General features: G+C 44.8%; 26 protein-coding genes. 7 read left to right on the forward strand and 19 right to left on the reverse strand.

Annotated features, from left to right (window positions below):
* Window positions 1–55: 55 nt before the first annotated feature.
* The 3 genes from BLS49_RS05500 (at window position 56) to BLS49_RS05510 (ending at window position 2,361) form a co-directional block, all read left to right on the forward strand.
* Window positions 56–676: a TetR/AcrR family transcriptional regulator gene (locus BLS49_RS05500; RefSeq protein ID WP_245742276.1), complete on the forward strand. Its 621-nt coding sequence runs from the start codon at window positions 56–58 to the stop codon at window positions 674–676.
* A gap of 69 nt (window positions 677–745) precedes the next feature.
* Complete coding sequence (locus BLS49_RS05505; protein WP_091227388.1) at window positions 746–1,051, forward strand: hypothetical protein; 306 nt, start codon at window positions 746–748, stop codon at window positions 1,049–1,051.
* A gap of 32 nt (window positions 1,052–1,083) precedes the next feature.
* Window positions 1,084–2,361, forward strand: coding sequence for an MFS transporter (locus BLS49_RS05510; protein WP_091227390.1), 1,278 nt, complete (start codon window positions 1,084–1,086; stop codon window positions 2,359–2,361).
* A gap of 446 nt (window positions 2,362–2,807) precedes the next feature.
* On the opposite strand, the gene BLS49_RS05515 is transcribed toward BLS49_RS05510, so the two are convergent.
* Window positions 2,808–3,740, reverse strand: coding sequence for a manganese-dependent inorganic pyrophosphatase (locus BLS49_RS05515; protein WP_091227392.1), 933 nt, complete (start codon window positions 3,738–3,740; stop codon window positions 2,808–2,810).
* Window positions 3,741–3,941: 201 nt separating this feature from the next.
* Between BLS49_RS05515 and BLS49_RS05520 the strand changes: the two genes are divergently transcribed.
* A complete protein-coding gene (locus tag BLS49_RS05520; protein ID WP_091227393.1) occupies window positions 3,942–4,628 on the forward strand; it encodes a response regulator transcription factor in 687 nt (228 codons plus the stop codon).
* Window positions 4,625–6,172, forward strand: a complete 1,548-nt coding sequence (locus BLS49_RS05525) for a sensor histidine kinase (protein WP_091227395.1) — start codon at window positions 4,625–4,627, stop codon at window positions 6,170–6,172. Before BLS49_RS05520 ends, BLS49_RS05525 begins: the two co-directional genes overlap by 4 nt.
* Before the next feature lie 69 nt (window positions 6,173–6,241).
* Here BLS49_RS05525 and hflX read toward each other — a convergent pair whose 3' ends face one another.
* Window positions 6,242–7,540, reverse strand: coding sequence for a GTPase HflX (gene hflX / locus BLS49_RS05530; protein ID WP_425432113.1), 1,299 nt, complete (start codon window positions 7,538–7,540; stop codon window positions 6,242–6,244).
* A 428-nt stretch (window positions 7,541–7,968) separates the two neighbouring features.
* Here hflX and BLS49_RS05535 point away from each other — a divergent pair, with 428 nt between their 5' ends.
* Window positions 7,969–8,391 carry a DUF2500 domain-containing protein gene (locus BLS49_RS05535; RefSeq protein WP_091227397.1) on the forward strand — a complete coding sequence of 141 codons (423 nt, stop codon included), beginning with the start codon at window positions 7,969–7,971 and terminating at the stop codon, window positions 8,389–8,391.
* 32 nt (window positions 8,392–8,423) lie between these two features.
* On the opposite strand, the gene BLS49_RS05540 is transcribed toward BLS49_RS05535, so the two are convergent.
* Window positions 8,424–9,320, reverse strand: a complete 897-nt coding sequence (locus BLS49_RS05540; protein ID WP_091227399.1) for an SDR family oxidoreductase — start codon at window positions 9,318–9,320, stop codon at window positions 8,424–8,426.
* 120 nt (window positions 9,321–9,440) lie between these two features.
* Here BLS49_RS05540 and BLS49_RS05545 point away from each other — a divergent pair, with 120 nt between their 5' ends.
* Entirely contained in the window at window positions 9,441–10,391 is a 951-nt protein-coding gene (locus BLS49_RS05545) for a helix-turn-helix transcriptional regulator (protein ID WP_091227401.1), read from the forward strand.
* A 17-nt stretch (window positions 10,392–10,408) separates the two neighbouring features.
* Here the strand turns inward: BLS49_RS05545 and BLS49_RS05550 are convergent, their stop codons facing one another.
* The 16 genes from BLS49_RS05550 to BLS49_RS05625 form a co-directional block, all read right to left on the reverse strand.
* Window positions 10,409–11,380 carry a ring-cleaving dioxygenase gene (locus BLS49_RS05550; RefSeq protein ID WP_091227403.1) on the reverse strand — a complete coding sequence of 324 codons (972 nt, stop codon included), beginning with the start codon at window positions 11,378–11,380 and terminating at the stop codon, window positions 10,409–10,411.
* Between the two features lie 42 nt (window positions 11,381–11,422).
* Window positions 11,423–11,926 (reverse strand): MarR family winged helix-turn-helix transcriptional regulator, encoded by a 504-nt coding sequence (locus BLS49_RS05555; protein WP_091227404.1) that lies wholly within the window; start codon window positions 11,924–11,926, stop codon window positions 11,423–11,425.
* 159 nt (window positions 11,927–12,085) lie between these two features.
* A complete protein-coding gene (locus tag BLS49_RS05560; protein WP_091227406.1) occupies window positions 12,086–12,337 on the reverse strand; it encodes a hypothetical protein in 252 nt (83 codons plus the stop codon).
* Window positions 12,327–12,767, reverse strand: a complete 441-nt coding sequence (locus BLS49_RS05565; protein ID WP_091227408.1) for a hypothetical protein — start codon at window positions 12,765–12,767, stop codon at window positions 12,327–12,329. Before BLS49_RS05565 ends, BLS49_RS05560 begins: the two co-directional genes overlap by 11 nt.
* Complete coding sequence (locus BLS49_RS05570; RefSeq protein ID WP_091227409.1) at window positions 12,760–14,256, reverse strand: hypothetical protein; 1,497 nt, start codon at window positions 14,254–14,256, stop codon at window positions 12,760–12,762. Before BLS49_RS05570 ends, BLS49_RS05565 begins: the two co-directional genes overlap by 8 nt.
* Window positions 14,257–14,274: 18 nt before the next feature.
* Entirely contained in the window at window positions 14,275–14,880 is a 606-nt protein-coding gene (locus BLS49_RS05575) for a putative phage tail protein (protein WP_245742277.1), read from the reverse strand.
* Window positions 14,873–15,934, reverse strand: a complete 1,062-nt coding sequence (locus tag BLS49_RS05580; protein ID WP_091227411.1) for a baseplate J/gp47 family protein — start codon at window positions 15,932–15,934, stop codon at window positions 14,873–14,875. The genes BLS49_RS05575 and BLS49_RS05580 overlap by 8 nt, the downstream gene beginning before the upstream one ends.
* Before the next feature lies 1 nt (window position 15,935).
* On the reverse strand, window positions 15,936–16,349 hold the full coding sequence (locus tag BLS49_RS05585; protein WP_091227413.1) for a DUF2634 domain-containing protein: 414 nt from the start codon (window positions 16,347–16,349) through the stop codon (window positions 15,936–15,938).
* Entirely contained in the window at window positions 16,349–16,816 is a 468-nt protein-coding gene (locus BLS49_RS05590) for a DUF2577 family protein (RefSeq protein ID WP_091227414.1), read from the reverse strand. The genes BLS49_RS05585 and BLS49_RS05590 overlap by 1 nt, the downstream gene beginning before the upstream one ends.
* Before the next feature lie 3 nt (window positions 16,817–16,819).
* Entirely contained in the window at window positions 16,820–17,830 is a 1,011-nt protein-coding gene (locus BLS49_RS05595) for an XkdQ/YqbQ family protein (protein ID WP_091227416.1), read from the reverse strand.
* Complete coding sequence (locus BLS49_RS05600) at window positions 17,827–18,486, reverse strand: LysM peptidoglycan-binding domain-containing protein (protein WP_091227417.1); 660 nt, start codon at window positions 18,484–18,486, stop codon at window positions 17,827–17,829. The genes BLS49_RS05595 and BLS49_RS05600 overlap by 4 nt, the downstream gene beginning before the upstream one ends.
* The gene (locus tag BLS49_RS05605; RefSeq protein ID WP_091227419.1) at window positions 18,486–20,444 is read right to left on the reverse strand and encodes a phage tail tape measure protein; all 1,959 of its coding nucleotides are present in this window, start codon (window positions 20,442–20,444) and stop codon (window positions 18,486–18,488) included. The genes BLS49_RS05600 and BLS49_RS05605 overlap by 1 nt, the downstream gene beginning before the upstream one ends.
* Window positions 20,445–20,660: 216 nt before the next feature.
* A complete protein-coding gene (locus BLS49_RS05610; RefSeq protein WP_091227420.1) occupies window positions 20,661–21,059 on the reverse strand; it encodes a phage tail assembly chaperone in 399 nt (132 codons plus the stop codon).
* A 57-nt stretch (window positions 21,060–21,116) separates the two neighbouring features.
* The gene (locus BLS49_RS05615) at window positions 21,117–21,551 is read right to left on the reverse strand and encodes a phage tail tube protein (protein ID WP_245742278.1); all 435 of its coding nucleotides are present in this window, start codon (window positions 21,549–21,551) and stop codon (window positions 21,117–21,119) included.
* 46 nt (window positions 21,552–21,597) lie between these two features.
* The gene (locus BLS49_RS05620) at window positions 21,598–22,644 is read right to left on the reverse strand and encodes a phage tail sheath subtilisin-like domain-containing protein (protein WP_091227423.1); all 1,047 of its coding nucleotides are present in this window, start codon (window positions 22,642–22,644) and stop codon (window positions 21,598–21,600) included.
* 30 nt (window positions 22,645–22,674) lie between these two features.
* Window positions 22,675–23,124, reverse strand: a complete 450-nt coding sequence (locus BLS49_RS05625) for a hypothetical protein (RefSeq protein ID WP_091227425.1) — start codon at window positions 23,122–23,124, stop codon at window positions 22,675–22,677.
* Between the last annotated feature and the right edge of the window lie 34 nt (window positions 23,125–23,158).

Here is a 23,158-nt window from a genome sequence, read left to right on the forward strand (position 1 = left end):
CTTCAACAATTTGCTTATGGTATAATCATTGCTCAGAATAAGGTGTTGAGGTGATATGATGAACACACCGAACAAAAAACCGCTTGGTCGCCCCGTTCTGCAGCATGACAGCATGCCAACTCATAAACAAATTCTTGTCACAGCTTCCCTTCTTTTTATGGAAAAAGGCTACGACGCTGTCTCCATGAACGAGGTTGCTGAGCACTGCGGCGTTACTAAAGCAACGATCTACTACTACTACCCAACCAAAAATGATTTATTTGTCTCGTCTATGGTTGAAACTTTAGTCCAGGTTAAGAACCGTATCCAGGATATTCTCGATCAATCAGGGTCTTTTAAGGAACGACTGACTTTGATTACGGAGAAGTATTTAAAAATACCTCAGGTTCATGTGAACGGTATGTTTGAGAAGGTCAAGCACCACCTTACACCTGAACAGCAGCAACAGTTAATCCAAAGTGAAAATGCTCTCTATGACACTCTTCAGGTTGGCTTTGATCAGGCAGTTGCAAACCATGAAATTTATTGTGAGGATACCAAGATCACTGCATATATTTATGTAGCAATGCTGAGAGCCGGGCAGCGCCAATATGATGTCGATCAGAAGCTTTTTACCACTGAACAGGAAGCTGCCGCAACCATCGTCTCCTTTCTGTGGAGAGGTATTCATACGTAATACTTTAATATTTATACAAACAAAGGTGCATTAATAACTTATTAGTATTGCGACAAGGAAGGAATATATATGGCTTTTGGAATTACCAGAGACGAATTAAGCAACTGGAAACGGGAAGTCGCTGAAGGGAAAATCGCATATTTAACTCATTATTGGCTGGACCCCCGTTTCCCAGGAATCAAAACCGTAACCAAAGTAGGCTGTGCCGATTTGAATCGACTTACTGAATGGTGCCTGCAGCACGACCTCCATCCAAAGTATATTCATAATCGCGCCAAATTCCCCCACTTTGACCTTTTAGGTAAAAAACAGGTAGAAATCTTGCAAAAAGAGAAACTTTGGGATCAGATAGAACGTTTTAAACTAATGTATTAATATAGAGAAACCATATTGAGGTGATAATCGCAATGTCTACCACAGCTTCTCCAGATTCACCAGCATCACAAAGCTTGTTCAGCAACCGATTTTTCCAAACTGTGCTGATCTCCAACATTTTTTTGCAGATCGGTATCTGGGTCAGAAATTTCGCGATTCTTATGTTCGTAACCGATCAGACGAATAGCGACCCTCTGGCCATCTCACTCATCTCTGTCGTTGAGTTTGCACCTATCTTTGTGTTTTCCTTCATCGGAGGTGCTTTTGCCGATCGCTGGAAGCCGAAACGAACGATGATTTGGTGTGATTTTCTGTCAGCCGCATCGGTATTTGCCGTACTAATCACTTTAATGTATGGTTCATGGGAAATGGTCTATTTCGCCACTTTTATCTCAGCGATCCTATCACAGTTTTCACAGCCGTCGGTTATGAAGCTGTTCAAGCAGCATATCCACCCTGAAAAAATGCAGCAAGGCATGGCTATGTTTCAATCATTGATGGCCATCTTTATGGTTCTGGGTCCATCCCTTGGTATTTTCTCTTATCACCATTTTGGAATTTACATTTCAATTGGCGTGATGGGCGTAGCCTTTCTGCTGTCTGCGATCGTGTTGTTCCGTTTACCTGCTGACAAAGAGCCGGAGGCTAACGAGACAGCTGCAAAAACAAATATCCGCCAAGAGCTGGCAGACGGCTTCCGTTATGTATGGCGTAGTCCTGTCCTCCGCGTGCTAGGTGCTACTTTTGCAATCGCTGGCTTTGCAGTGGGTACGATCCAGACGCTTGGGCTGTTCGTCGTTACAGAACGACTGGGCCAAACGAAGGAATTTTTGCAGTTTTTACTTATGGTAAATGGTGTTGCCATGCTCATCGGTGGTATTGCAGTTATGGCCCTTGCCAAAAAAATCCCTCCACAAGTGCTATTGGCATTCGGAATCACAGTAAGTGCAATATGTATAGTAGGAATGGGTTTTTCCACAAGTATTCCATTAACACTGGCTCTTCAGTTTCTTAATGGTCTCACCTTCCCTTGCATTCAAATTGGCATCAACACAATGATTATGCAATGGACAGAGCAAGAGTATGTAGGACGGGTAAATGGTGTACTTAGCCCAATGTTCATGGGCATGATGGTTATTATGATGTCTTTGGCCGGAATATTCAAAAAATTCTTCCCGCTTGTAGGTATCTATTCCGTATCCGGCATCATTATGTTGATCGGAGCCATCATTCTGATCCCAATCTTCAAACATAAGCCTTCACCAGCACTGGCCACTGTATCCGGTGGCAATCCGGAAACGACGACATAAACCTATTTAAATCAAGGACCTCACCATGGTGTGAGGTTCTTTTGATTTTTTATTGGACCGCACAGATACCGCACTCTTCACGTTAGCGGACATGAAAGCCGCTATTTCCCCGAAACTCTCTTTTTGCGATGATGTGCGGACATAGGAGAAGCTATTTAGTCAAAATGAGGCACTGCTGGCAATGCTGACAGTAATCTTGCAAAAAAATGGCGCTGGTGTCCGATAATTCCCAATAAACAGCATATAACACAAATAACGTCCTCTCTGTCTGCTAATCATTGCAGCTTTGCATCTAACAGGAGCATGAACGTCAATAGTGACGTAGAAATGGTGGGTTGTTCATCAAACAGGAGCTCTGCAAAAGCACAAAAAAATCCTGATACAGCTATCCATAAGCTGCATCAGGATTTTAAATTGGCAACAGATTTTTTGATCAAAACCTGCTCTTAGCGTTTGTTGAAAATATCCGTAAGAACCGGAACGATTTGCGATTTGCGCGATACGACGCCTTTCAGTACAGCTGTGTTATTTTCCAGCTTTACGTTATAAGCATCTTCCACTGCATTTGCTGCTTTACCAAGAGCAAGTCCAACAGAATCGTTATTCAAAATGTCAGTAACTACCAACAGGAATAGATCAAGTCCTTTACTGTCCACGATACTATTCAATGCGGCTTCCAGTTCAGCTTGACGGGAAAGTACGTCATTGACGTCCACAGCGTTCACTTGAGCGATTTCTACTTTGGAGCCGCCCATTTCGAATTCTTTGGCATCAAGGGAAATCAGCTGTTCAATGGTTTTGTCGCTAAGATCAGCACCTGCTTTAAGCATGTCCAATCCGTATTCTGCAGCATTAACGCCTGCGATATCAGCAAGCTCGCGTGCTGCTGCTACATCTTGCTCTGTGCAAGTTGGGGATTTAAACAGAAGAGAATCAGAAATGATAGCGGACAGCATCAGACCCGCAATGTTTGCTGGAACTGCGATGCCGTTCTCTTTGTATATTTTGTTAAGTATTGTTGCCGTACATCCAACCGGCTCTGCACGGTAATACAATGGACCACTTGTCTCAAAGTTGGCAATACGATGATGGTCAATTACTTCAGCTACAGTTACTTGTTCAATATCTGCAGCGCTTTGCTGACGTTCATTGTGGTCAACGAGAATTACGCTTTTTACTTCTGCTGCTACCGCCTCAACTACACGCGGCGCTTCAAAGCCAAAACGATCGAGTGCAAATTTAGTTTCACCGTTAGGAGTACCTAAAGCTACCGCTTCAACATTCCAGCCGAGCTTCGATTTCAAGTCTGCGTACGCAATTGCAGAACAGATTGTGTCCGTATCCGGATTTTTATGTCCGAAAATCAATACTTTGTCCATTTCTTTACTCTCCTTTATAATTTCGCTTAGAAAAGTATATCTCAGAAGCAGATTGACAATCAAGGGTATTGAGTAATAATGAACTAAATGAATCATTGTCAGATTTAAGTCACTTCTCAGGTGGCATTCAGCTAACACTCAGCGGATTAGCCGATAATAATCATAATAAGACGTAAAGCCGTGACTTGGAGGACGAATACAATGAAGAATGTCAAAGGTGTAAAAATTTTGCTCGTTGATGATGAACCACATATTACACAGTTTTTGGAGCTTGGACTTACTAATGAAGGCTTTGAAGTAGCTGTTGCTAATGACGGTATGAGCGCCGTGAATCTGGCTATCGATTTCCACCCCCATATCGTCGTACTCGATGTTATGATGCCTGGTATGGACGGATGGGAAGTATGCCGGCTGCTAAAGAAGAATCTCAATAATGTAGCCATCATAATGCTAACAGCCAAAGACGAAGTAGACGATCGCGTTAAGGGACTTACCATTGGCGCAGATGATTACGTCGTGAAGCCTTTTAGCTTTGAAGAATTACTCGCGCGGATTGGGGCCCGTCTTCGCAATCAGTTTCCTGCACTCTTCAGCGAGGTTTCATTCGGACCTTTCAAGATTGATGATCGTAGAAAGGAAATCATATTTTTTGAGCAAGTCCTGGAATTATCTCCAACAGAATATGAACTCTTAAAATATTTAGTGATCAATCACGGTATCGTTCTTAGCAAAACTACGATTTTGGATCAAGTATGGGGATATGATTTCGGTGGTGAGGAGAATATTGTCGAAGTTTATATTCGTTCCTTACGGGAAAAGCTTAACGATAAAGAGCATCGCTTAATTCGTACGCTCCGTGGTGCGGGATATCGAGTTGATCTGCCATGAAAAAAACATTAAAGGATAGGGTCGGAGGTTTTCTCGTTCCCCACTCCCTGCGTTCCCAGCTTCTGTACCGCTCCTTATTTATTATTGCTGCACTTCTATTATTGATCGGTGGATTGCAATATGTTCTGATGAAAAACTTTCTGTACCACAACCAGGCTGAATCTTTGGTCTCCCAAATTCATAGTCTTCCAAAAAATTTATTTGAAGGAACTTATGGCATACCTTCTCCTGGATTTCGCGATGGGAAGGATAACCCTAATTTCAATCCGCCAAACAATGGTGATGGGACTGAACCTCCGTCGATATCAACCGATTTTGATCGCCGACCCTTTCTATTTCTCCCGGATACATCTCTAGCCTACATCGATACTGATACTGGATTTATTGATCGTTCAAATGAAACGGGTTTATCTGCACCGCAACTCTCGGATGAAAAATATGCTGCTATCAAGAGCAGCATCAAAGGAGATAGCTTCAACAAGGGTTACATCATTGCACATGATGGAAATGGAAATGAGCAGCTTCTCGTGTTTAGTAAGACGGGCGGCCCTTCTGGTGAAGGGGGACTCGTTCAAATGGGTATGGCTACCGCACCGCTCAAATCGATAGCCATGCGACAGCTGCTTATTTTTGTTGGCTTGTCCATACTGGCTCTAGCGGGTGGTCTTATGCTCTATTTGCCTGTTCTTCGCCGAACGCTTAAGCCGCTCGATCAAATGGTCCAGACGGTGGAGGACACCAATGCCGGCAATTTGAACAATCGCTTTCCTTCAACTCTTGGGCAGACAGAAATTGATAGACTCGCAGTAGCCTTCAACGGGATGATGGGGAGGCTCGAGCGTTCCTTCGATGCTGAGAGAGAAGCAAAGGAGCAAATGAGACGTTTTATTGCCGACGCTTCCCATGAGCTACGGACGCCACTGACATCGATTCACGGATTTCTTGAGGTACTTCTTCGCGGTGCAGCTAACAATCCTGATCAGCTGAAGAACGCATTAAACAGTATGCTTGGCGAATCTACCCGGATGAAAAAATTGGTTGAAGACCTGCTCACCCTCGCTAAGCTGGATCGTGCGCCTGTCGTATCCAGAATGGAAACCCGATTAGACACCCTGATCCTGGAGATGGAGCCGCATCTGCGTATTCTTGCAGGTGACCGGAACGTTCAGTTCGACATCACCTCAAATATTCGAGGAATGTATGATTGCGATAAAATCAAACAGGTAATTCTCAACTTGTTCCATAATGCTGTCCAGCACACCGATCCAGTAAAAGGAAGCATTGTGGTAACTTTATCCGCACATGACCCAAATCACTCCTTAATCAGCGTCAAGGATAACGGCCCTGGCATCCCGACTGAGCATCTATCGCATGTCTTTGAACGCTTCTATCGAAGCGATGTGTCCCGTACGCGCAAGCATGGAGGTGCCGGACTCGGTCTTGCCATATCGCAATCGATCGTGGAAGTACACGGCGGTAAGATCAGAGTTCAAAGTGAAGTAGGAAAAGGAACAATCTTTGAAGTTATACTCCCTTCGATATAGCAAAAGTGCTTCAGACAAAAAAACCGGGACGCACGTACCTTATGTACGCGATTGTCCCGGTTTTCTTAATTATTCTGAATGATCAATGGGCTGGGTAATAACAAACTGTTTGTATTTACCATAGTCGCTCAATTTGCATTCCATAGACAGTACCGTTCCTTCAGCTTCATAGCTGGTGGAAGAAATATTAGCTCTCTCATTGAAATAAGATACAACAGCACCTTGATCGTAAGGGATCAGCATATCGCATTTGATATAGTCTTTAAATACCCGTTCCCGAATTTGCCCAACCAGTTCAGTAATGCCAACACGTTTTTTGGCTGCAAGATATACGGTATCTCCCTGAATTTCTGGAATTTGTCGTTGGGTGAGATCTGATTTGTTATATGCATACAATGTCGGAATATCCGTAATGCCGATTTCCTTCAGCGTCTGGTTCGTAATCTCAATCTGCCGATCATATTCGGGATTGGAATAATCAACTACATGGATGAGCAAATCCGCCTCCGCTACTTCCTCTAAGGTTGACCGGAAGGCTTTGACCAGATGATGAGGCAGCTTGCTGACAAAACCGACCGTATCTGTAAGCAAAAAGGATTTATTATCCGCTAAAGGAATGCTCCGCACCGAAGTTTCTAACGTAGCGAACAGCATGTTCTTCTCAAACACTTGCTTTTCTTCCAACTGCGACGGGTTATATACCTCCATCATTGCGTTCATAATCGTCGATTTTCCGGCATTCGTGTACCCTACAAGCGATACAACCGGAACATCATTCTTTTTCCGCTGTTTGCGCTGAGTCTGACGATGAGCTACCAGCAAATCAAGCTCCTTGGTTAGGACATTAATCTTTTCTTCAATTCGCCGGCGATCCAGTTCCAGCTTGGTTTCCCCTACCCCGCGGTTTTTCGTTCCAACTCCACCGCTCTGCCGTCCAAGTGATTCACGCAGTCCAACTAGGCGAGGCAGCATATACTTGAGCTGTGCCACTTCAACCTGAAGCTGCGCCTCTCTCGTTTTTGCCCTTTGCGCAAAAATGTCCAGAATCAGAATCGTTCTGTCTATGACCTTACATTGTAAATCCTTCTCCAAATTACGAATCTGGGATGGGGACAGCTCATCATTGAAAATGACGAGATTGCCTTCATGAGCTTCAAGAAGTGCTATGACCTCCTGAATTTTACCTGTTCCGATGTAATGAGATGGATTTACCTTCAACAAATTCTGAGTAAGGCTGCCCACCACCTCTATATCACAAGCTTCCGCCAGATTGACGAGCTCTTCCATGGAATATTCAAAATCATTTTGATGATTCAGATTGACCCCAACTAATACCGCTCTTTGTTCCAATTGCTGCAATTGTTCCATAAGCTGAATTCCCCCTCGAGAAAAAATAAAAACACAGGCATTTCACCTGTGCTTCATACAAACGGAAATGAGCAGACAACCGCCTGTGGATACAAACGTATCCCGCAAGCGGCGTCCTCATACAACGGCATATTCTATTCAAAAGTTCCCTTTATCATAGCATACCTATCCCGTTTGCCCTGCACAGGAGCAGAGCCTTTGAGCACTATTCAATTAGTCGCGCAAAGTGGTGAAACGGAATTTGATATAACGCACAGGGAACCCTCCGTTCTTTTCATATTAATTCCATATTAGCATGATTTTAATCGCACTACAACGGAATGAATAGATATATGGATCCTTTACCGTCTGTCCAGAATGAAACAAAAACTGCTTTTCATGCGTAAAATAAATACATACATACAACTCATTGTTGTTTAAGGAGGAATATGAGTATGGGGTTTAGTCCCTTTGACGGCGGATTCAATTTTTTATTTACATTAATCCCTATTTTTATCGTCATTATATTTATTGTTGTTATTGTTGGCATCATCAGCAGCGGGGCTCGTTATGTTAAAAATTCAAGCTCTCCAAGAGAATCCAGATTTGCCACAATCAGCTCCAAGCGTATGGATGTGAGGCATCACACAACTCACCACAATGACAACTTTGCACACTCCTCTTCCTCCAGAACGTATTACTATATCACGCTTGAGTTTGACAACGGAGAGCGTCGTGAGTATTTAGATGTCAAAAATATTTATGGTCTTGTACGAGAGGGCGATTCCGGTTATGCGGCAACTCAAGGGGACTGGATTGTTGCTTTTGAACGCAGTCCTGGACATCATCCAAGCGGTGGCGTGCAGTTCTAATGATAATAATCAGCTCGCTTCTTTCTAAGCAGCTAACTAATGGGTAGACCCTGTTTTTTCGCATAGTTACCCCAATGCGGCTTGCGTCCATCCTCATCACAATACCCGTATTCATCAGATAAATCCCAGCTGGTCAGAGCTTGGCCGGATTTAAGACTGACATGAGGATCGGCCGCTAAAGCCGCTACAGCTTTTCCCACAAAATACGGAGTCTCCGACTCAATATAATGAGGCTCCTGCTTCATCGCATCCCGCCAGTGTGCTTCATCGACTCCAAAATACTCCAGCATTTGCTCTGAACGCAAAAATCCTGGAGATAGAGAGACTGCCGTAATGTGATGAGGACGCAGTTCCTCCGCCATCGATGCTGCCAGGTGAATCTGGGATATTTTCGCTAGGCTGTAGTATAAATTGCCTCTGTAATTGTAGGTAGAGCCGTCGGTAACTTCAATGATAAGTCCCTTGCCACATTCAATCATGAGAGGAACAGCATAATAGCTTGTAATCAGATGTGTTCTTATCGCTCTCTCCTGCATCAAAAGACCGTCATGAAGAGGCTGCTCCCAAAAGGGAGTTCCCCAATGCGTCAATTTCTCTCCGCCCCAAATATCGTTGACCAGTAAATCCAGCCTGCCTTGTTGTTCTTCTCTGACCCTTTCAAACAACGCCCTTACTTCCTCTTCTTCTGTATGATCTGTGCGAACAGGAATACCAATCCCACCTCGGACCGTTACCATTTCTGCCGTTTCTTCGATCGTCTCCCCCCGGTTCAAATCGGATGCGTTACCGCGCACACTACGCCCTGTGCAATAAACCGTAGCTCCCGCGGAACCTAACATCACGGCGATTCCTCGTCCAGCTCCTCTTGTGGCTCCGGCTACAACAGTGACGACTCCTTTTAATGGCTTGTTCTCATCGTTATTAAACATATTTATTCCTCCTCTTTTTTCTTTTTTTAGATTACCCAATCAAATATGACATCCTCTGTCTTATATGAATGCTATAATTATTTCATCACCAAATTCGTTAGATCAAAGGGGAATTACGCTATGAGAGCAGATCGGCTGCTGTCCATCCTGTTGCTTCTGCAAAACAACCGCAAAATGAGCTCGCGTCAGCTCGCTGAAAAACTTGAGGTGTCGGAACGAACGATTTTTCGAGACATCGAATCATTGTGCTCAGCAGGCATACCTATCCATGCAGAACGTGGATCTCAAGGAGGCTGGGTGCTTGCAGAAAGCTATCGCACTAACTTAACAGGTATGAGTGAACATGAAATCAGTTCCTTGCTAATTTCAAATTACAGCTCACTGTTAGATGATCTTGGAATCCAGAAACATTTTGACTCTGCCTATCAAAAATTGTTGTCATCCACCCCTGATGTTATCCGCAGGGACGCCGATATAACAAGACAAAGAATTCATATCGATGGGGTTGGCTGGCATAAATCAGAGGAAGCCTTTCCATGGCTATCCACCGTGCAAGAAGCTGTATGGAGTGGGCAGAAGCTAGAGGTTGTATATAAAAAAGACGATGCCGCGGTTACGCGGATCGTCCATCCATTAGGCTTAGTTGCCAAACGAAATGTGTGGTATATGGTTGCGGAGTCCGAAGGAAACCCCCGGACCTACCGCATTTCACGCATAATTGAAGCCCGATTACTGAATGAAACTTTTGAACGTCCTGATCATTTCAATCTAGCCCAGTTTTGGGAGCAATCCACGTTGGAGTTCAAGTCCAATCTTCCCAAATATCCCGCTCGGGTTCGGCTAACAGAAGCAAGGCTGATCCGGCTCAAACAAGAGCGTTACGTCAAGATTCTTCATACTAAGCAGGATAGTCCTGGATTTGTTGTGGCTGATCTGGAATTTCACACCCTGGAATCAGCTGGTGAAATCCTTTTATCCTGCGGTCGAGATGCCCAGGTGCTTACGCCATTTGAGCTTCGCGAGCATATCATTGCTGAGGCAGCGGCTATTTGCTCGCTATACTCCACATGATCACGCTCGTGTTCGCATTATTGCACTGTATCCAGAGGTTTCAAGTAAGCTTCGATTTGCTCACGTTTTGGCTCAAGGAATGGAGGCAATGCGAGAGATTCACCCAAATGCTCGACATCTTCATCCGTTGCAAAGCCCGGTCCATCCGTGGCTAGTTCGAACAAAATGCCATTTGGTTCTCTGAAGTATAATGAGCGGAAATAGAAACGATCAACAAATCCGGAATTCGGGAACCGTACCGCACGAACACGATTGATCCATGCTCGAAGCTCTTCTTCATTATCTACGCGGAAAGCCACATGGTGTACACCACCGCGTCCAAGATGCTCCTGCTCCAGATCGGTTCTTTCTTCTACATGGATCTCAGCACCTGTACCTCCCTCTCCAGTCTCAAACACAATAATATCCGGTTGCCCTGGTACAAATGAAGGATATTGCCCTTTCTTGCGGAAGCCCATTAGCTCAGTCAACACCGCAATGGTGAACTCTGGCTGGCTTACTGTCAGTTGAACCGGACCCAATCCGAGGATAGCGAATTCAGCTGGAACCGGACTACGATCCCACGGCTTACCGCCTGCTACACCCGTATTATTTTCGTCAGAAACCAGAATTAGACGTTGTCCTTCAGGGTCCTTGAAAAAGAGTGTTGCCCGACCCGCCCGCTGCTTCACTTCCTCATGTTCTACTCCAAATTCATCGAAACGTTGCGCCCAATATTCCAGCGCCCGATCGTTTGCAACACGAAGCGAGATCGCGGAAATACTGTTATTTCCGTCCACATTGTGTCCTGCGTTTGGAATTTCGAAGAACGTAAGCTCTGTGCCCGGATTACCCACTTCATCACCGTAGAACAAGTGATATACCTTAACATCATCTTGGTTGACCGTTTTTTTAATCAGACGAAGTCCTAATACCTTTGTGTAAAATTTAAAGTTCTCCGACGCTGTTTTCGTAATTGCGGATACGTGGTGAATGCCTTTGAATTCCATTTTGTTTCCCTCCATATAGTTAGTTTGAGTTTGAGTTTATGTTCAATCTTCAACATTGTTTTTTTGTATTTTTCTTAACAGGCCAAGCAGTTGTTGTTTCTCTTCACGGTTAAGTCCAGCAAAATGAGAAGCTTGAAATGCCTCTTGCTTAGGAACCACATTGTTATATAATTCCCATCCTTGTTCAGTTAAAGACAGCCATTTCTTCTTCCATTCCTGCTCTCTCTTGATCAGCCCAAGCTCTTCCATCTTAACGAGCAGCTGAGTGATATTCCCTTTAGTTACAAATAATTTGTTAGCAAGTTCCTGCTGAGTCAGCCGCTTATGGGCACCTATTTGTACAAGTACATCAAATTGGGCCGCTGATAAATCCCATTGTTTCAGGTGTTGATTGGTTGCGCGAAGACTCTGGTTAAAAATGCGGGAAATGCGAAACCATATTAGTACCCCTAAACGCTCATCCTTTGCATCAGACCCAGATTTCAATTGAATTTCCTCTTCTATGTCAACTTCATTTGCGATGATTTCATGATTTTCTTCATTCATGCGTTCACCTCATCTCTTTTGGTTGATATCAGTTTATAACTAAACTGATAAGGTGTCAAGTGAATATAGGTCCTTTTGTTAATTAACAAAAAGCCCCTGCCTGCTCTATAAATAGAACAAGGGGGCTATCATGTTAACGATATGGACATCAAAGTTCAATTACCGATTACTCGTCAATTTGATTATACTTTGCAGCCTATTTTCGAGAATTTCCTGCCGTTCGAGCACATCATTAAGCATTTCAAACAGCATCTCATTGGTTACATTCGTCGCAACGGAGGCTTTTAAACTCTGAAGTTCATTCTCTTTTCTACTATTGTGTCTTGCCTTGATCTCTTCTGATCTGACTCTTAATGGGTCAGCAGGAATATGAAAATGCGTCTTTTTAGGAAGCGGCTTTTTAGTTGCCATCTGAAACCACCACCTTTAACTCAGCGTTCCGGTCAAGTCCAATTGTTTTCATTAGAAAATCACCTGGCTCATCACTACTGATCGTAATTTCAGCAACACCTTTGGTTGGCTTTACTGTCTGCTTCATGCCATTCAGCTCTATATCCAGCTCTTCATTGAACTCGCTCTGGACTTTTCCCAGCAAATCCGTCATAGTGATGGTTACGGTTAACATCTCCTCACCATCCGGTTTAATCACGGATTTATCACTCTCCATTTGAGCAAACAAACCCTTGAACTCTCCATCAACATAACGAGTGTACAGCAGCCGATTATTTTGATATAGCTCCTCATTGATCGGAATCATATCACTTGCCGTTACTTCCCCAGCTAATTCACTTAACGCAAAAACTCTACCATCTTGTTCAATTTGGGCATAGTAATTAGGCATACTCAATCACCTCCCATGAGATTTCAGCGTACGCTTCAAAGAATCCATCCATGAAATTGAACCGTAGCTTATCTGGAGCAATAAACCTTGCGCATACAGATCCGTCCATCATTGTTGAACCTTGGGACCAATGAGCTAATCCACTAGTAGAAATATTAATAAATGACTTCTGCGTATTAACCGCCGTGATCGTTATATCTTTCATCAATGAGCCATTTCCATTAGGAGCAAAAAATGAAATGCTTGTCGCTCCCCGCTGCACACTTTTGATTCCCACGCCTTTCCACCCCGATCCGTCGTTAAATTCCAAAAATCCGTTCTTTGTTTGAAAATCGATACCGTCTACCTTATCTGCATCTGGACTCGTACCAGCCAGTTTAGATCGCAATGCTGAGTGAACAAATATTTCGCTGTTACCACCGTACCTTTGCGCTAATATGATCCGGTCCTTATGATCGTAAGACCTTACACCTGGATTCCACCTTGACGGATAAGGACTTACCTGAACACCATATTGATTAGGAATTTCCACAAACAGATATCCCCACTCAGACAATTGATACGTTCCCGCTTTGACCTGGAAATAAGTACCAGATGCCGGATTCATAATCGTAATGGCCCCGCCTAAAGTCAAGGCTCCTGCGCCGTTATCCGTAATTTTCCCTTCTGGAACAATCATCAATCCCTGCAGTCTCGCATTAAGTCCCCAAGGGCGCTCATCATCCAGCGGATCATCAACATTGCCGTGATAACTGCTATAAACCGATATACAAGAAATGGCACTTTCTGTTCCAAAAATGTTGTGCTCGGTTATTGTGATTCGAACATAACGTGAGTTTGCAATAAACGTAGAAAACGGAAAATACGAAAACGGTTCATATAATCCTTCGGTTTGTGTGTATACCCGCGTCCACATTAAGTAATCACTACTTATTTCCACATAAAACCCTTTAGGGAGCGTCTTTGCACCCATGCCTGTTTTAGAGCCAAATGACATTCCCTCGATCGATTGAAATTCCTTGCCTAGATCAATCGTAAGTGAATGAGGGAGCGTTGTACTATGGCTAAGACTCCAATAATGGCTATCTCCTGCATTTCCCCCTTCGAATGTATATGGGCTGGTCGGATTCCCCATCAACACTCCCTCAGTCACGCTAACCCGTTTAAATTTAGCAATATTGGAAGTAAGACTGCTATTTACAAGATGCTTGCGTTCGATACTGCTATGAGCAATTTTGGATCCGTTCACAGCACCATCAGGCAGCTTATCCGATACGATAGCTCCATCCGCAATCTTATTCGCAACGATGGCACCATCAACAATACCCTCACTACCAATTTGCGGAGCATCGCCTCCCTTACCTGTATGACGGTGCCCTTTTGATCCATGAAAAAGAGCATCAATCACCTCAATATTTTCATTTTGTGCAATACGCCTAACCGTATCGCTCGCCTCAAATGTTTTTAACCCACTGGGCAATTTAGGCATATATCCCTATCCCCTTTCCTAAGGCTTCCATACTTCTAATTGATCCCAAGTCATATTCAGTGCATCAAGCTCATCCCATGTCAGTTTTGCAGCATCCAGCTCATCCCATAATAAATAGGTATACTTAAACTTAAGATTCAAGTGGGCTGGGACGATTTCACGTAGTGCTGTTCTGACATCGTTCTCATTGGGTGGAACTCCGCGTTTGCCGATAAAGGTAATGACTACTTCATAATCCGCAAAATTTTCCTCAACATTTATCTCTCCGTTCTGAAACGAATCGGCAACGTTTTTGATTACAGAGAGTGTTACCGTCCCGGCTCCCCGGATTTTCGACTTAATAACGGAACGGCGCTGCTCATCAGGCTTATTGTTATCCACAGGAATCCCGCAGATCGTTTCCCAGCTTGCAAGTCCCCAGGTTGCATGATCAATAAAAAACTGCTTCAAAACGTCCTTAATCTGGAGATTAAGGTGAATAAGTTCTTCTACCTCCTGATTAATCAGGTTGACGACAATTCCAGGTTTACTATCCTCGTCATCCTTAGGAGCGTAATATTTAGGTAAATAATCAAACATATCCTTTTCAATCAGACGATCCAGCTCAAATTCCTTGCTAGACAACGAAATTCACCGCCCCGGCCACGGCTACCTGATCCTCGCCGATGATCAGATTCTGGTTAGAAACCCCATTAATCGAGAATTCTTTAAAATCCGTCACCACTTCAATATCAAGCAACAAGCCAAATATGCGATTGTAGGAAACAATGTTTGTTTTAAAGGCTAAATCGGCCAAGAAATGCTCAAGTTTGCTTGCAAACTGCACCTTCACATCATCCAATTTAGTTCCAGACGTCAGAGTAACACGAGCCGAGACGTTGATTTTCACTTCTTTCGCAGGACTTACCGTGACGTTTGCTCCTACCGGCCGGCGCTCATCCACTGCTTTTTTTACAGCTTCTATAATCTCTTCATTGGGCTCCCGTTTATCTTCTGACAAAATCGATAGCTTGACAGTGCCCCCTCCGTTCCATGTGGGGAACACTTTAACATCACCTACCCCGCGAACCTCCATAGCCCACTGACGATAATGCCATACATTTCCGCTTGTAGCAGGTCTTCGCACCCGGTCAAAATATCGAACAAGCAGTGACTCATCAGATTCGGTTTCAGCACCATTCTTGAATTCTTCGGGATTAGTAACGGATATTACCCCGGATAAATTTCCGAGCACGAGCTTGATGCGTCCTGCGTCCACGTTGCCACGACTGCCCCCTAAAACAGCAGTTGCCTTGATCGTGGCCGTTCCCTGCTTAATCGTACCGTCTTCAGTTGTTACGAATACGATCGCTTCCTCTTCATCCGTAGATACAAGAATCCCTTTTCGTAAGATCGTTTCCTCATCACCGGTAAAAATGATTTTCCCTTCCGCTTGCACACTGGGACGGCGTGTAATTCCAAATTCCCCTGCCCTTAAATCCAGAAATTCAGACGGCTGCTCGGAGCTGGCGAAGCCGAACTTCAAAACTTGATCGAGAGCAATATAGGCATGTGCCAGTTCAATGGCTGCTGGCGACAACAAATCATAGGTTATCGAACCCTGCCGCGTGTCTATTCCCTCTGGTGAAGCTTTGCGCATTCGCTCCAATATAGCCTCTTTGGTTTGATTTTCAAACACGTTAAATACTCACCTCCTGTTCAATAGCTCCTTCCGTAGTCAACACAGTGAACGTGACAAACAATTTGTCACTCTCCCGTACAATTTGAAACTGCTCCACGGCATGAATACGGTCATCCTCTAGAAGTGCCTCAGTAATAACTCTAGTAATCTCGCTTTTTAATAACTGGGGTGAAATATCCTGCCCTAACAAGCTCTCAATCTCGCAGCCGTATTGGCTGTTATAAATTAAGTATCGATAACGTGCCGATATAATTGCTTTATGGATAAATTGAATAACTGCATCTTTGCCATCGATTATTCGCTCGACTATTTTACCCGTCTCAAAATCGAGGCAGTAGGTTCGCGAAGGCAGCGGAATCGGCTTCACTTCCACGAATCGTTCTTCACGGTTCTGCAGCGGAGACAATGCCATTAATACATCACCGCCCGATCTAAAATAATGTAGGTTTGCCCTTGGTTAATTCCAACAACGATGACACGGTCATCTTTCTTAAGTTCGTCGATAAATTCCAGCTCTGCTTCCTTAATCGTTTGATTCGCCGAGTTTATATTAATTCCGCTGAAGTTTATTGTCCCTTGCCCGACAAAGATAGCTCCCGGGTCGAATTTAAAAGGGGGCGCCATCGGGTTTAAATTGGTTACGGAAATTTCAGTCCCACCCTCACTTTTCAAATTCACCTTCCGTTTATACTTTGTCAGCGATTGGGCTACGATCAGATCATCCTTCTCAAGCTCCACATTCATATGATCTACCTTGATTTTCAGTTCGGGAGGCTCGGCTGTAACAGTGGCCAACTCGATGGTGATATCCGAGTTATATCCGATAGCCCGTATCAACTGCACGAGTTGGCTCGCTCCCGAACCTTCAATACGTTCCATCACCTATCTCCCCTTTTCTTCCTTATATTCCATCTTCGGAATGTCATCGGTCGCCGACAGTGTCAGCGACATCGTATGACTTCCGTTTTCGAACTTATGTTCATCGGCTGACACATAGTAGCCGCCAAGAATACCTGTTATCGATTCCTTGACATACACACAGGAACCAGAAACGACATCAGGGATACCAAGACATTCAATCCGAGCCTGATCCTCGATCGTTGCCAAATCCTTCAGCAATTGCTTCGCTCGCTGATCCATTTGCGATTTGGTCATCCCCTGCTCAGGCTTCTCCAAATGCTGCATGATACCAAATCGTTGGATCAACTCTCCATCCTTGGCGCTGGCCGATAGTTCCTTCTTTTTTGCATCTCCGCCAACTACTTTGATCTGGGTACGCGTCTCCTCAATCGATTGAGAATAGCTGGCATTGATCAGGTTCACCCCGTTTTCCAGCACCCATTTTCCTTTCTGCTCCTTACGCGCCAGCAGCTGCAGCTTACCTTCCCTTGAGGTAATAAAGAACCTCTGTCCATTTTGTTTCCGGGTTTCAGTCAACGCCATTACCATCATTTCAAACAGTGTTTTATCACGAAAAACGAGCTTAGGAATGACATATCCCGTATCGTGAATCTCACCGACTGGAATGGAGAACTCATTGCACAGCCTCTTCACTACCGCCGATGCCGATTGGTTACGGAATATTTTTGTATCCTTACTTTTGGTCAAATATATATTTTCATCGTAAGCCGTCAATGTCATTTGGCCTTTGGAGTTAATCTGATCCGCAAACAAAACGCCGCGAAACAGCTCCTGCTTCTCATTCAGGAGCAGCCGCAGCTCTCCGCCCTTCTCGAACTTCATGTACAGGTCGCGAAGATCGCCTGTATTTGATATTTCAACGACTAGCTTGCGGGCAGCCTGCTTAATATCTCCTGACCAGTTGATCGACTTCACGATCGGATCCAAAAAAATGTTCTGCTCACGATCCTTGTACGTCACACTCCAGCTCATGAAGGAATCACCAGCTTCTGGCCAGGATATATCTTGTTCGGATTTTTTCCGATCACAGCTTTATTCGCCTCATAAACTTCCTTCCAGCTGTCCCCGTTACCAAGCGTTCGTTGGGCAATTTTCCACAAGGTGTCCCGTGGAATAACGACATAAAAAGCCGGTGGAGCTTTGGTGTCAGGGCGATAATCGCCCGTAATCACCATCGCCTTACCCGATCCTGAGGTCTCAACCTGACGGAACTGCACATCCTTGTATTCTTTAAGCTCCAGCTCAAAGAACACGTCGCCCGGGTTTCCTGCACGCTCGCTATACTGGAAGGATCGAATCGTGACCAAGCCTTCAATCGGAGTACCGGTAATGACTAGACGAACAGGCTTTCTTCTCTCCATCCACTTTTCAATCTTTTCAACTGTGTCCCACGGATCTGGGAGATCCTCGTACTCACAATAACCGGGATGATAGTCTCGCGGAAAAAAGGAACCCAACGAGTATTCCTTCAGCGCCGCTTCTCCAATGATCGTATACTCACCGAGTTGGGTAACCTGAACATCCTCATAGCCATGCCATTTTTTTACAGAAATCTGCTCGGGATTTACGGGCAACTGTAGCGATTCTTTCCCATCCACTGTTTTTAGCCAGAATTCAAGAGATGCCATTATGCCATCAAGCCTCCCGCTACTTTGATCTCACGGGCGAGCGCTCTGGCAATCGCATCGATATCAGATTCTTGACGCACGTTGAATGTGTTCCCTGTAATAGAGATGGAGCCACCCCCGCCACCTTGAGAAAATTCACGGTTCTCACTGGCAGTCATGATGCGTTCTCCTTTATGGAGCCGGGCCATCATCCCGTCATAAGGAACATAGTCCATTCCGTGGTATTTTGCCGGTGGAGGTCCGCCATTTGAGGTCAACTGCTCAGACGCCGCTGTAGTGTCCATCTCAATCGTTGCCTTTGCACCATCGGCAAGACCAACAGACTCTAGGAAAGAGTTGAATCCATCCTTGACTGAATTAATGCAGCCCAAAATGAAATCCATATGTTTTTTGATAAGATAAGCAACTCCCCCTACAACCACTCCAAGCAACAATGCAGCAGCAATAATCGGAGCAAACGGAGCTACTGTAGCCCATGCTGCTACAGCCGTGGCCATAAGAGCAGGTGCAAATACCGTCAGTAAAAATGCAGCAACTGTACCGAGCGTGATCAGAATGATACCTGAATGTTCAGCCAATACCTCGATTACAGACACTAGGGCATTTGCTAGTGGGAGTAATGCCTCGCCTAATGGAGCCATGGCGATCGTAATTCTGTTCTGAAGCGTGCTCCACTGATCTCCAAAACTCTGTAAGCTTTGAGTCTGGCTGATAATCCCATTCTTCGACTGATTCATAGCCCCAAGGATTCCATCAAACTCTACTTTTCCTCCCCGTAAAGCGGTCACCATTTCTCCAGTTACCTTATCGCCAAAAAACTCAGTAGCATATGCCGCAGCCATGGTAGCATCATGTGCATTTCTTACATTACCTGCAATTTCAGCTATTCCTCCATCGGGGAGCTTTTTCTTGAGCAGCTCTTCGACGGGGTTAATACCTTCCTTTTGCCACTTGGCTAGCAATACCATAGATTGATCGAACCCTATCCCCATTTCCTTAAGCGGTTCACCAAATTGGGCCATTTGTTTCATCAGATCGCCCATATTCACTTTCCCTGCTCGGCTTACAGCAAAAAATTGCTCCAGCATAGCTTCCCCATCCGTAGCGGCAATCCCCCACGTAGACATGGCCTTGGCCGCAGACTCCGCAGCAACCGCGCTATCCGATCCTGTCAGTCTGGACGCATCCAACATCACCTTGGTCAATCTCTCCAGATCGGTTCCTGTCAAGGAAGTTTCCCGACTTAATGTACCCATAGTCTTAGCCACTACATCCAAACTTTCAGGGACTTGCCCCCCTACTGTTCGAAACGATTGGGAGAGTTTGCTCATAGCCTCTTCTGAGGCACCGGAAGTAGAACGGAGAACCCCGAAAGCGGAACTGAACGCCTTCGCTGCCTCTATCGAACTATCCTTAATAGCAAGTAGCATACTGCCTGCTGTTGAAGCAACCGATGACAGCTTCTCTTTGTTATCGTCCGAGAGTTCAATCGGCTTGTCACCTACGATATTTTGCAGCCGCTTTATCCTTCCTACCTTAGGGGCATTTTTGCCTACCGGGAATCCTAAAGACGCGGCCATAGCATCATCTGCCTTTTTCTTAGCCGCTGCAGCCTTTCTCGCCTGATTTTTCTCCCAGAGCGCTTTAAAAGGTTTGCCCATGACCTTAAGACCTGAAGATGCCTGGCTCTTGAGCCCTTTGCCAGCTTCCGAACCCTTCTTCATCGCCCTAGCGGCTACAGCGCCTGCCATCAGTTGCAGGGATGTGAGCTTCTTTTCTACTTTTGCAGCAGTGATTCCCGTTCCCTCCAAATCCTTACTCATCTTGGAAAAAACATTCACTTGCTCTATCTGAACCGTTGTTTTTTGCACCTGATTCATCATTTTACTGAGCTTATTTATATTGTTCAGTTGTTCCTTTGTGATATCGATTAAACCCCCGCTTCCAGACGAGCTCAATCTCCTCACCTCCTTGGCTAAGCCGACTTTACGTCCTCATCCTGCGGGCAGCTCTCTCCTGTTCTTTCCTCACCTTTTCCTCCTCCTCCAGCTGCAGCATCATCGAGGCATACATGAATCGCTTCACACTCTCATCCTTGTTGTACATTTCATCTGGAGGAATATGATGCCGCTGGAAAATAAGATGTATAAGAAAAGCCTCACCGCCCGCTTTGATCAGTTTTTTATTTCTTCTTCATCGCTGTCAAAACCGCTGATTCCTAAAATTTCTGCGGACAGTTTAGCTATTTCTCCCGCTAACAGCAAACCGAGGATCGCCTCAGTGGGCGATCCGTACTTATCGATCAGCTCTCTAGCAGACCAATCCGGAATCAGGCATGCTTTTTGAATGACTAACGCGCCAAACTGTTCTTCATCCATCACTTTTTCGCGCTTCTGGCCTTTCCCTGTGTAATGGGTACATTGCTCCTGAATTTTGTTAATCGTCTTGCCGTCGAGCGCTTGAATTTGAAAGTCCACACCGAGACGTTTCATTGGAACATCCTTTTGCGGTTTGCTGTCTGCACTGAGCAAAGCCTGAAGCACACTGCTTTGTCTGTTATCTGTAATAGCCATTGTCCATTCATCTCCTAATATTTGATTGTTGTTATACTGGATATAATCGTTCTACGATTACTCCGCCGTCAATTTATCCATAAGCTCGTAGCCCGTAAAGTTAAAAGGCAGTTCTTCCTCGACGATCGAGCCGACTTCAAAGTGCATCAGCGGGATTTTATCGAAGGTTACGCCCTTCAAACGAACACGATACGCCCCATAGGACTCGGGATCTTCAAGCTTCAAAATAAGCTCGGTGATAAAAGTACCCTGACTGTCATCAGCGATTTTTCCGATTAACTCTACGAATTCAGACGTTACTTTATAGCCTGAAATAGTACCTGTTCCACTTAGTCCCGTAACTTTGTGAGCCGTCCATCGGGAACCTGATCTCTTGATTTCTTCCTTAGTTATTTCAACGTTCGCCTCAGCAGATTTAATATTGGTCAGCCATTTTCCATCGTGATATACATATCCAAAAGTTCCATTAATAACGCGGGTTGAATCTAGCAAATGAATCCCTCCAATAATTTGTAATAATTGAAACTCAAATCTCTAACTAAACCTTAATGGTTAAGAAAATCCGTTCCATACTGTCGATCTCTGTGAATCCGATTAGCAAGAAGACGGTGTCCCCCTCTGATTTACGCTCTGGATCAAGCGTTACTACGATATCAGTAAGTACATTGTTAAGCTCCAAACGCTCCAGATACGCTTTCACTGCGGAGATCAGCGCCGCTTGCCCATCAGCATTGTTGTCGAGCTTACCTATGTAAGCTTCAGTTGCCGCCTTTGGAATATCCGTTGCAACCGCTTGACGGGCACGCATCGCTCTGATTTTTTTCTTACTCGTAACGAGTCCTTGCTCGACCTTTACTTTTTCCCCATCATGAACGAGCACAAGCGAACCTTTTTGCAGAGCAGTCGTAATTTCGCTGTTCTTCAACCTTTTCACAACATCTGTTCCGCGAACCGGGGAATAAGTGATTGACTTATTAATACCGGTTCCTGCGATTAACCCTGCAATGTATGGAGCATATTGTGCAGAGCTATAGCTCACGTCGTTAATTTCTACACCCGTAATGAGATTGACCGTGTAGTCATCTGCCAGTTGGGTAGTCCGCTTGTTACCAACCGCCGGATCAAGATCATCTTCAAGAGATCCACCAAATACCGTGATAAAATGTTTCCCTTCATCTTCACGATTCTGTTTACACCAGACTTGAGTTGCCTTTTGCTCTTCTTCTGTAATTTCTTCAGGAAATACGAACACATTGAATAGACGTGTAGAGAATGCATCTCGAAGTAACGTATAGCTTACCTTTCCACCTTCGCCAACTGGAACTGTATACACTAGCACTTCCTTTGCCCCGCCCTGTAGAATGAGTGAGATAGCCGTTACATTGTCAGCACCGAACAATTCAATAGCTTCCGATTCTTTCTCAATCGTGTAAAATTTATCTGATGCTGCATTCCCATATTGAAGCAATGGCAAGCCTACCGTACCTCTGGCGCCACCTTTGATCTGTGCTGCTGCAGCCTCCACAAAATTAATATATAGACCCGGACGAACCGGCAAGCTAATCGGATCCCATGTTCCACTCATTAATAAAGCCACCCTTCTAATCGTTATAATTTAGTTAATTGTCGTACGTATTTCTACCTTGTCGATCTTCTGATACTCCGCCATCACCACAGCTTCACGACTGAATACCACCATCGTGCCGCTGCATCTAAGCAGTCCACTTTCCAGCTTCTCAGCTAAATCGATAGTAAAAGACTCTGGCCGAACTATACCTGTGCCGTCCGGTACAGGTATGCTGGTGGTTTCATTCATGACATAGCGGCTAAACGCTCCCATGCTAACAACCGCATCTTCAGCAAGTTCGCTATAGTAATGAACTCTGTATTGTCGTTCGATTACGGTATGACTCCGCGCTTCGCTGCGACGAATTTCCTGCTTCAAATGAATCGCAAATTCTCTCGCCATTGGAAGATCAGGCTCCTGGAACCGATGAACCTGACTGTCAGGAAACTTTGTACGTATTAACTCTCCAATACCGTTCACTTCCTCGGCAATAGACATAGTAGATCACTCCTTCCCGCATTTGATTTCCGCA

It is taken from the genome of Fontibacillus panacisegetis (assembly GCF_900102215.1).
GTDB classification, from domain to species: Bacteria; Bacillota; Bacilli; order Paenibacillales; family Paenibacillaceae; genus Fontibacillus; species Fontibacillus panacisegetis.

What these genes read in the sequence shown, in the direction of transcription:
- BLS49_RS05625 (WP_091227425.1), bottom strand. Translation starts at nt 23,124, where the DNA reads ATGTCTATTGCCGAGGAAGTGAACGGTATTGGAGAGTTAATACGTACA.
- BLS49_RS05560 (WP_091227406.1), bottom strand. Translation starts at nt 12,337, where the DNA reads ATGGCAACTAAAAAGCCGCTTCCTAAAAAGACGCATTTTCATATTCCT.
- BLS49_RS05570 (WP_091227409.1), bottom strand. Translation starts at nt 14,256, where the DNA reads ATGCCTAAATTGCCCAGTGGGTTAAAAACATTTGAGGCGAGCGATACG.
- hflX (WP_425432113.1), bottom strand. Translation starts at nt 7,540, where the DNA reads ATGGAACAATTGCAGCAATTGGAACAAAGAGCGGTATTAGTTGGGGTC.
- BLS49_RS05505 (WP_091227388.1), top strand. Translation starts at nt 746, where the DNA reads ATGGCTTTTGGAATTACCAGAGACGAATTAAGCAACTGGAAACGGGAA.
- BLS49_RS05585 (WP_091227413.1), bottom strand. Translation starts at nt 16,349, where the DNA reads ATGGCATTGTCTCCGCTGCAGAACCGTGAAGAACGATTCGTGGAAGTG.
- BLS49_RS05555 (WP_091227404.1), bottom strand. Translation starts at nt 11,926, where the DNA reads ATGAATGAAGAAAATCATGAAATCATCGCAAATGAAGTTGACATAGAA.
- BLS49_RS05510 (WP_091227390.1), top strand. Translation starts at nt 1,084, where the DNA reads ATGTCTACCACAGCTTCTCCAGATTCACCAGCATCACAAAGCTTGTTC.
- BLS49_RS05515 (WP_091227392.1), bottom strand. Translation starts at nt 3,740, where the DNA reads ATGGACAAAGTATTGATTTTCGGACATAAAAATCCGGATACGGACACA.
- BLS49_RS05600 (WP_091227417.1), bottom strand. Translation starts at nt 18,486, where the DNA reads ATGGCATCTCTTGAATTCTGGCTAAAAACAGTGGATGGGAAAGAATCG.
- BLS49_RS05540 (WP_091227399.1), bottom strand. Translation starts at nt 9,320, where the DNA reads ATGTTTAATAACGATGAGAACAAGCCATTAAAAGGAGTCGTCACTGTT.
- BLS49_RS05500 (WP_245742276.1), top strand. Translation starts at nt 56, where the DNA reads ATGATGAACACACCGAACAAAAAACCGCTTGGTCGCCCCGTTCTGCAG.
- BLS49_RS05525 (WP_091227395.1), top strand. Translation starts at nt 4,625, where the DNA reads ATGAAAAAAACATTAAAGGATAGGGTCGGAGGTTTTCTCGTTCCCCAC.
- BLS49_RS05545 (WP_091227401.1), top strand. Translation starts at nt 9,441, where the DNA reads ATGAGAGCAGATCGGCTGCTGTCCATCCTGTTGCTTCTGCAAAACAAC.
- BLS49_RS05550 (WP_091227403.1), bottom strand. Translation starts at nt 11,380, where the DNA reads ATGGAATTCAAAGGCATTCACCACGTATCCGCAATTACGAAAACAGCG.
- BLS49_RS05590 (WP_091227414.1), bottom strand. Translation starts at nt 16,816, where the DNA reads ATGGAACGTATTGAAGGTTCGGGAGCGAGCCAACTCGTGCAGTTGATA.
- BLS49_RS05620 (WP_091227423.1), bottom strand. Translation starts at nt 22,644, where the DNA reads ATGAGTGGAACATGGGATCCGATTAGCTTGCCGGTTCGTCCGGGTCTA.
- BLS49_RS05610 (WP_091227420.1), bottom strand. Translation starts at nt 21,059, where the DNA reads ATGGCTATTACAGATAACAGACAAAGCAGTGTGCTTCAGGCTTTGCTC.
- BLS49_RS05535 (WP_091227397.1), top strand. Translation starts at nt 7,969, where the DNA reads ATGAGTATGGGGTTTAGTCCCTTTGACGGCGGATTCAATTTTTTATTT.
- BLS49_RS05520 (WP_091227393.1), top strand. Translation starts at nt 3,942, where the DNA reads ATGAAGAATGTCAAAGGTGTAAAAATTTTGCTCGTTGATGATGAACCA.
- BLS49_RS05565 (WP_091227408.1), bottom strand. Translation starts at nt 12,767, where the DNA reads ATGCCTAATTACTATGCCCAAATTGAACAAGATGGTAGAGTTTTTGCG.
- BLS49_RS05595 (WP_091227416.1), bottom strand. Translation starts at nt 17,830, where the DNA reads ATGAGCTGGAGTGTGACGTACAAGGATCGTGAGCAGAACATTTTTTTG.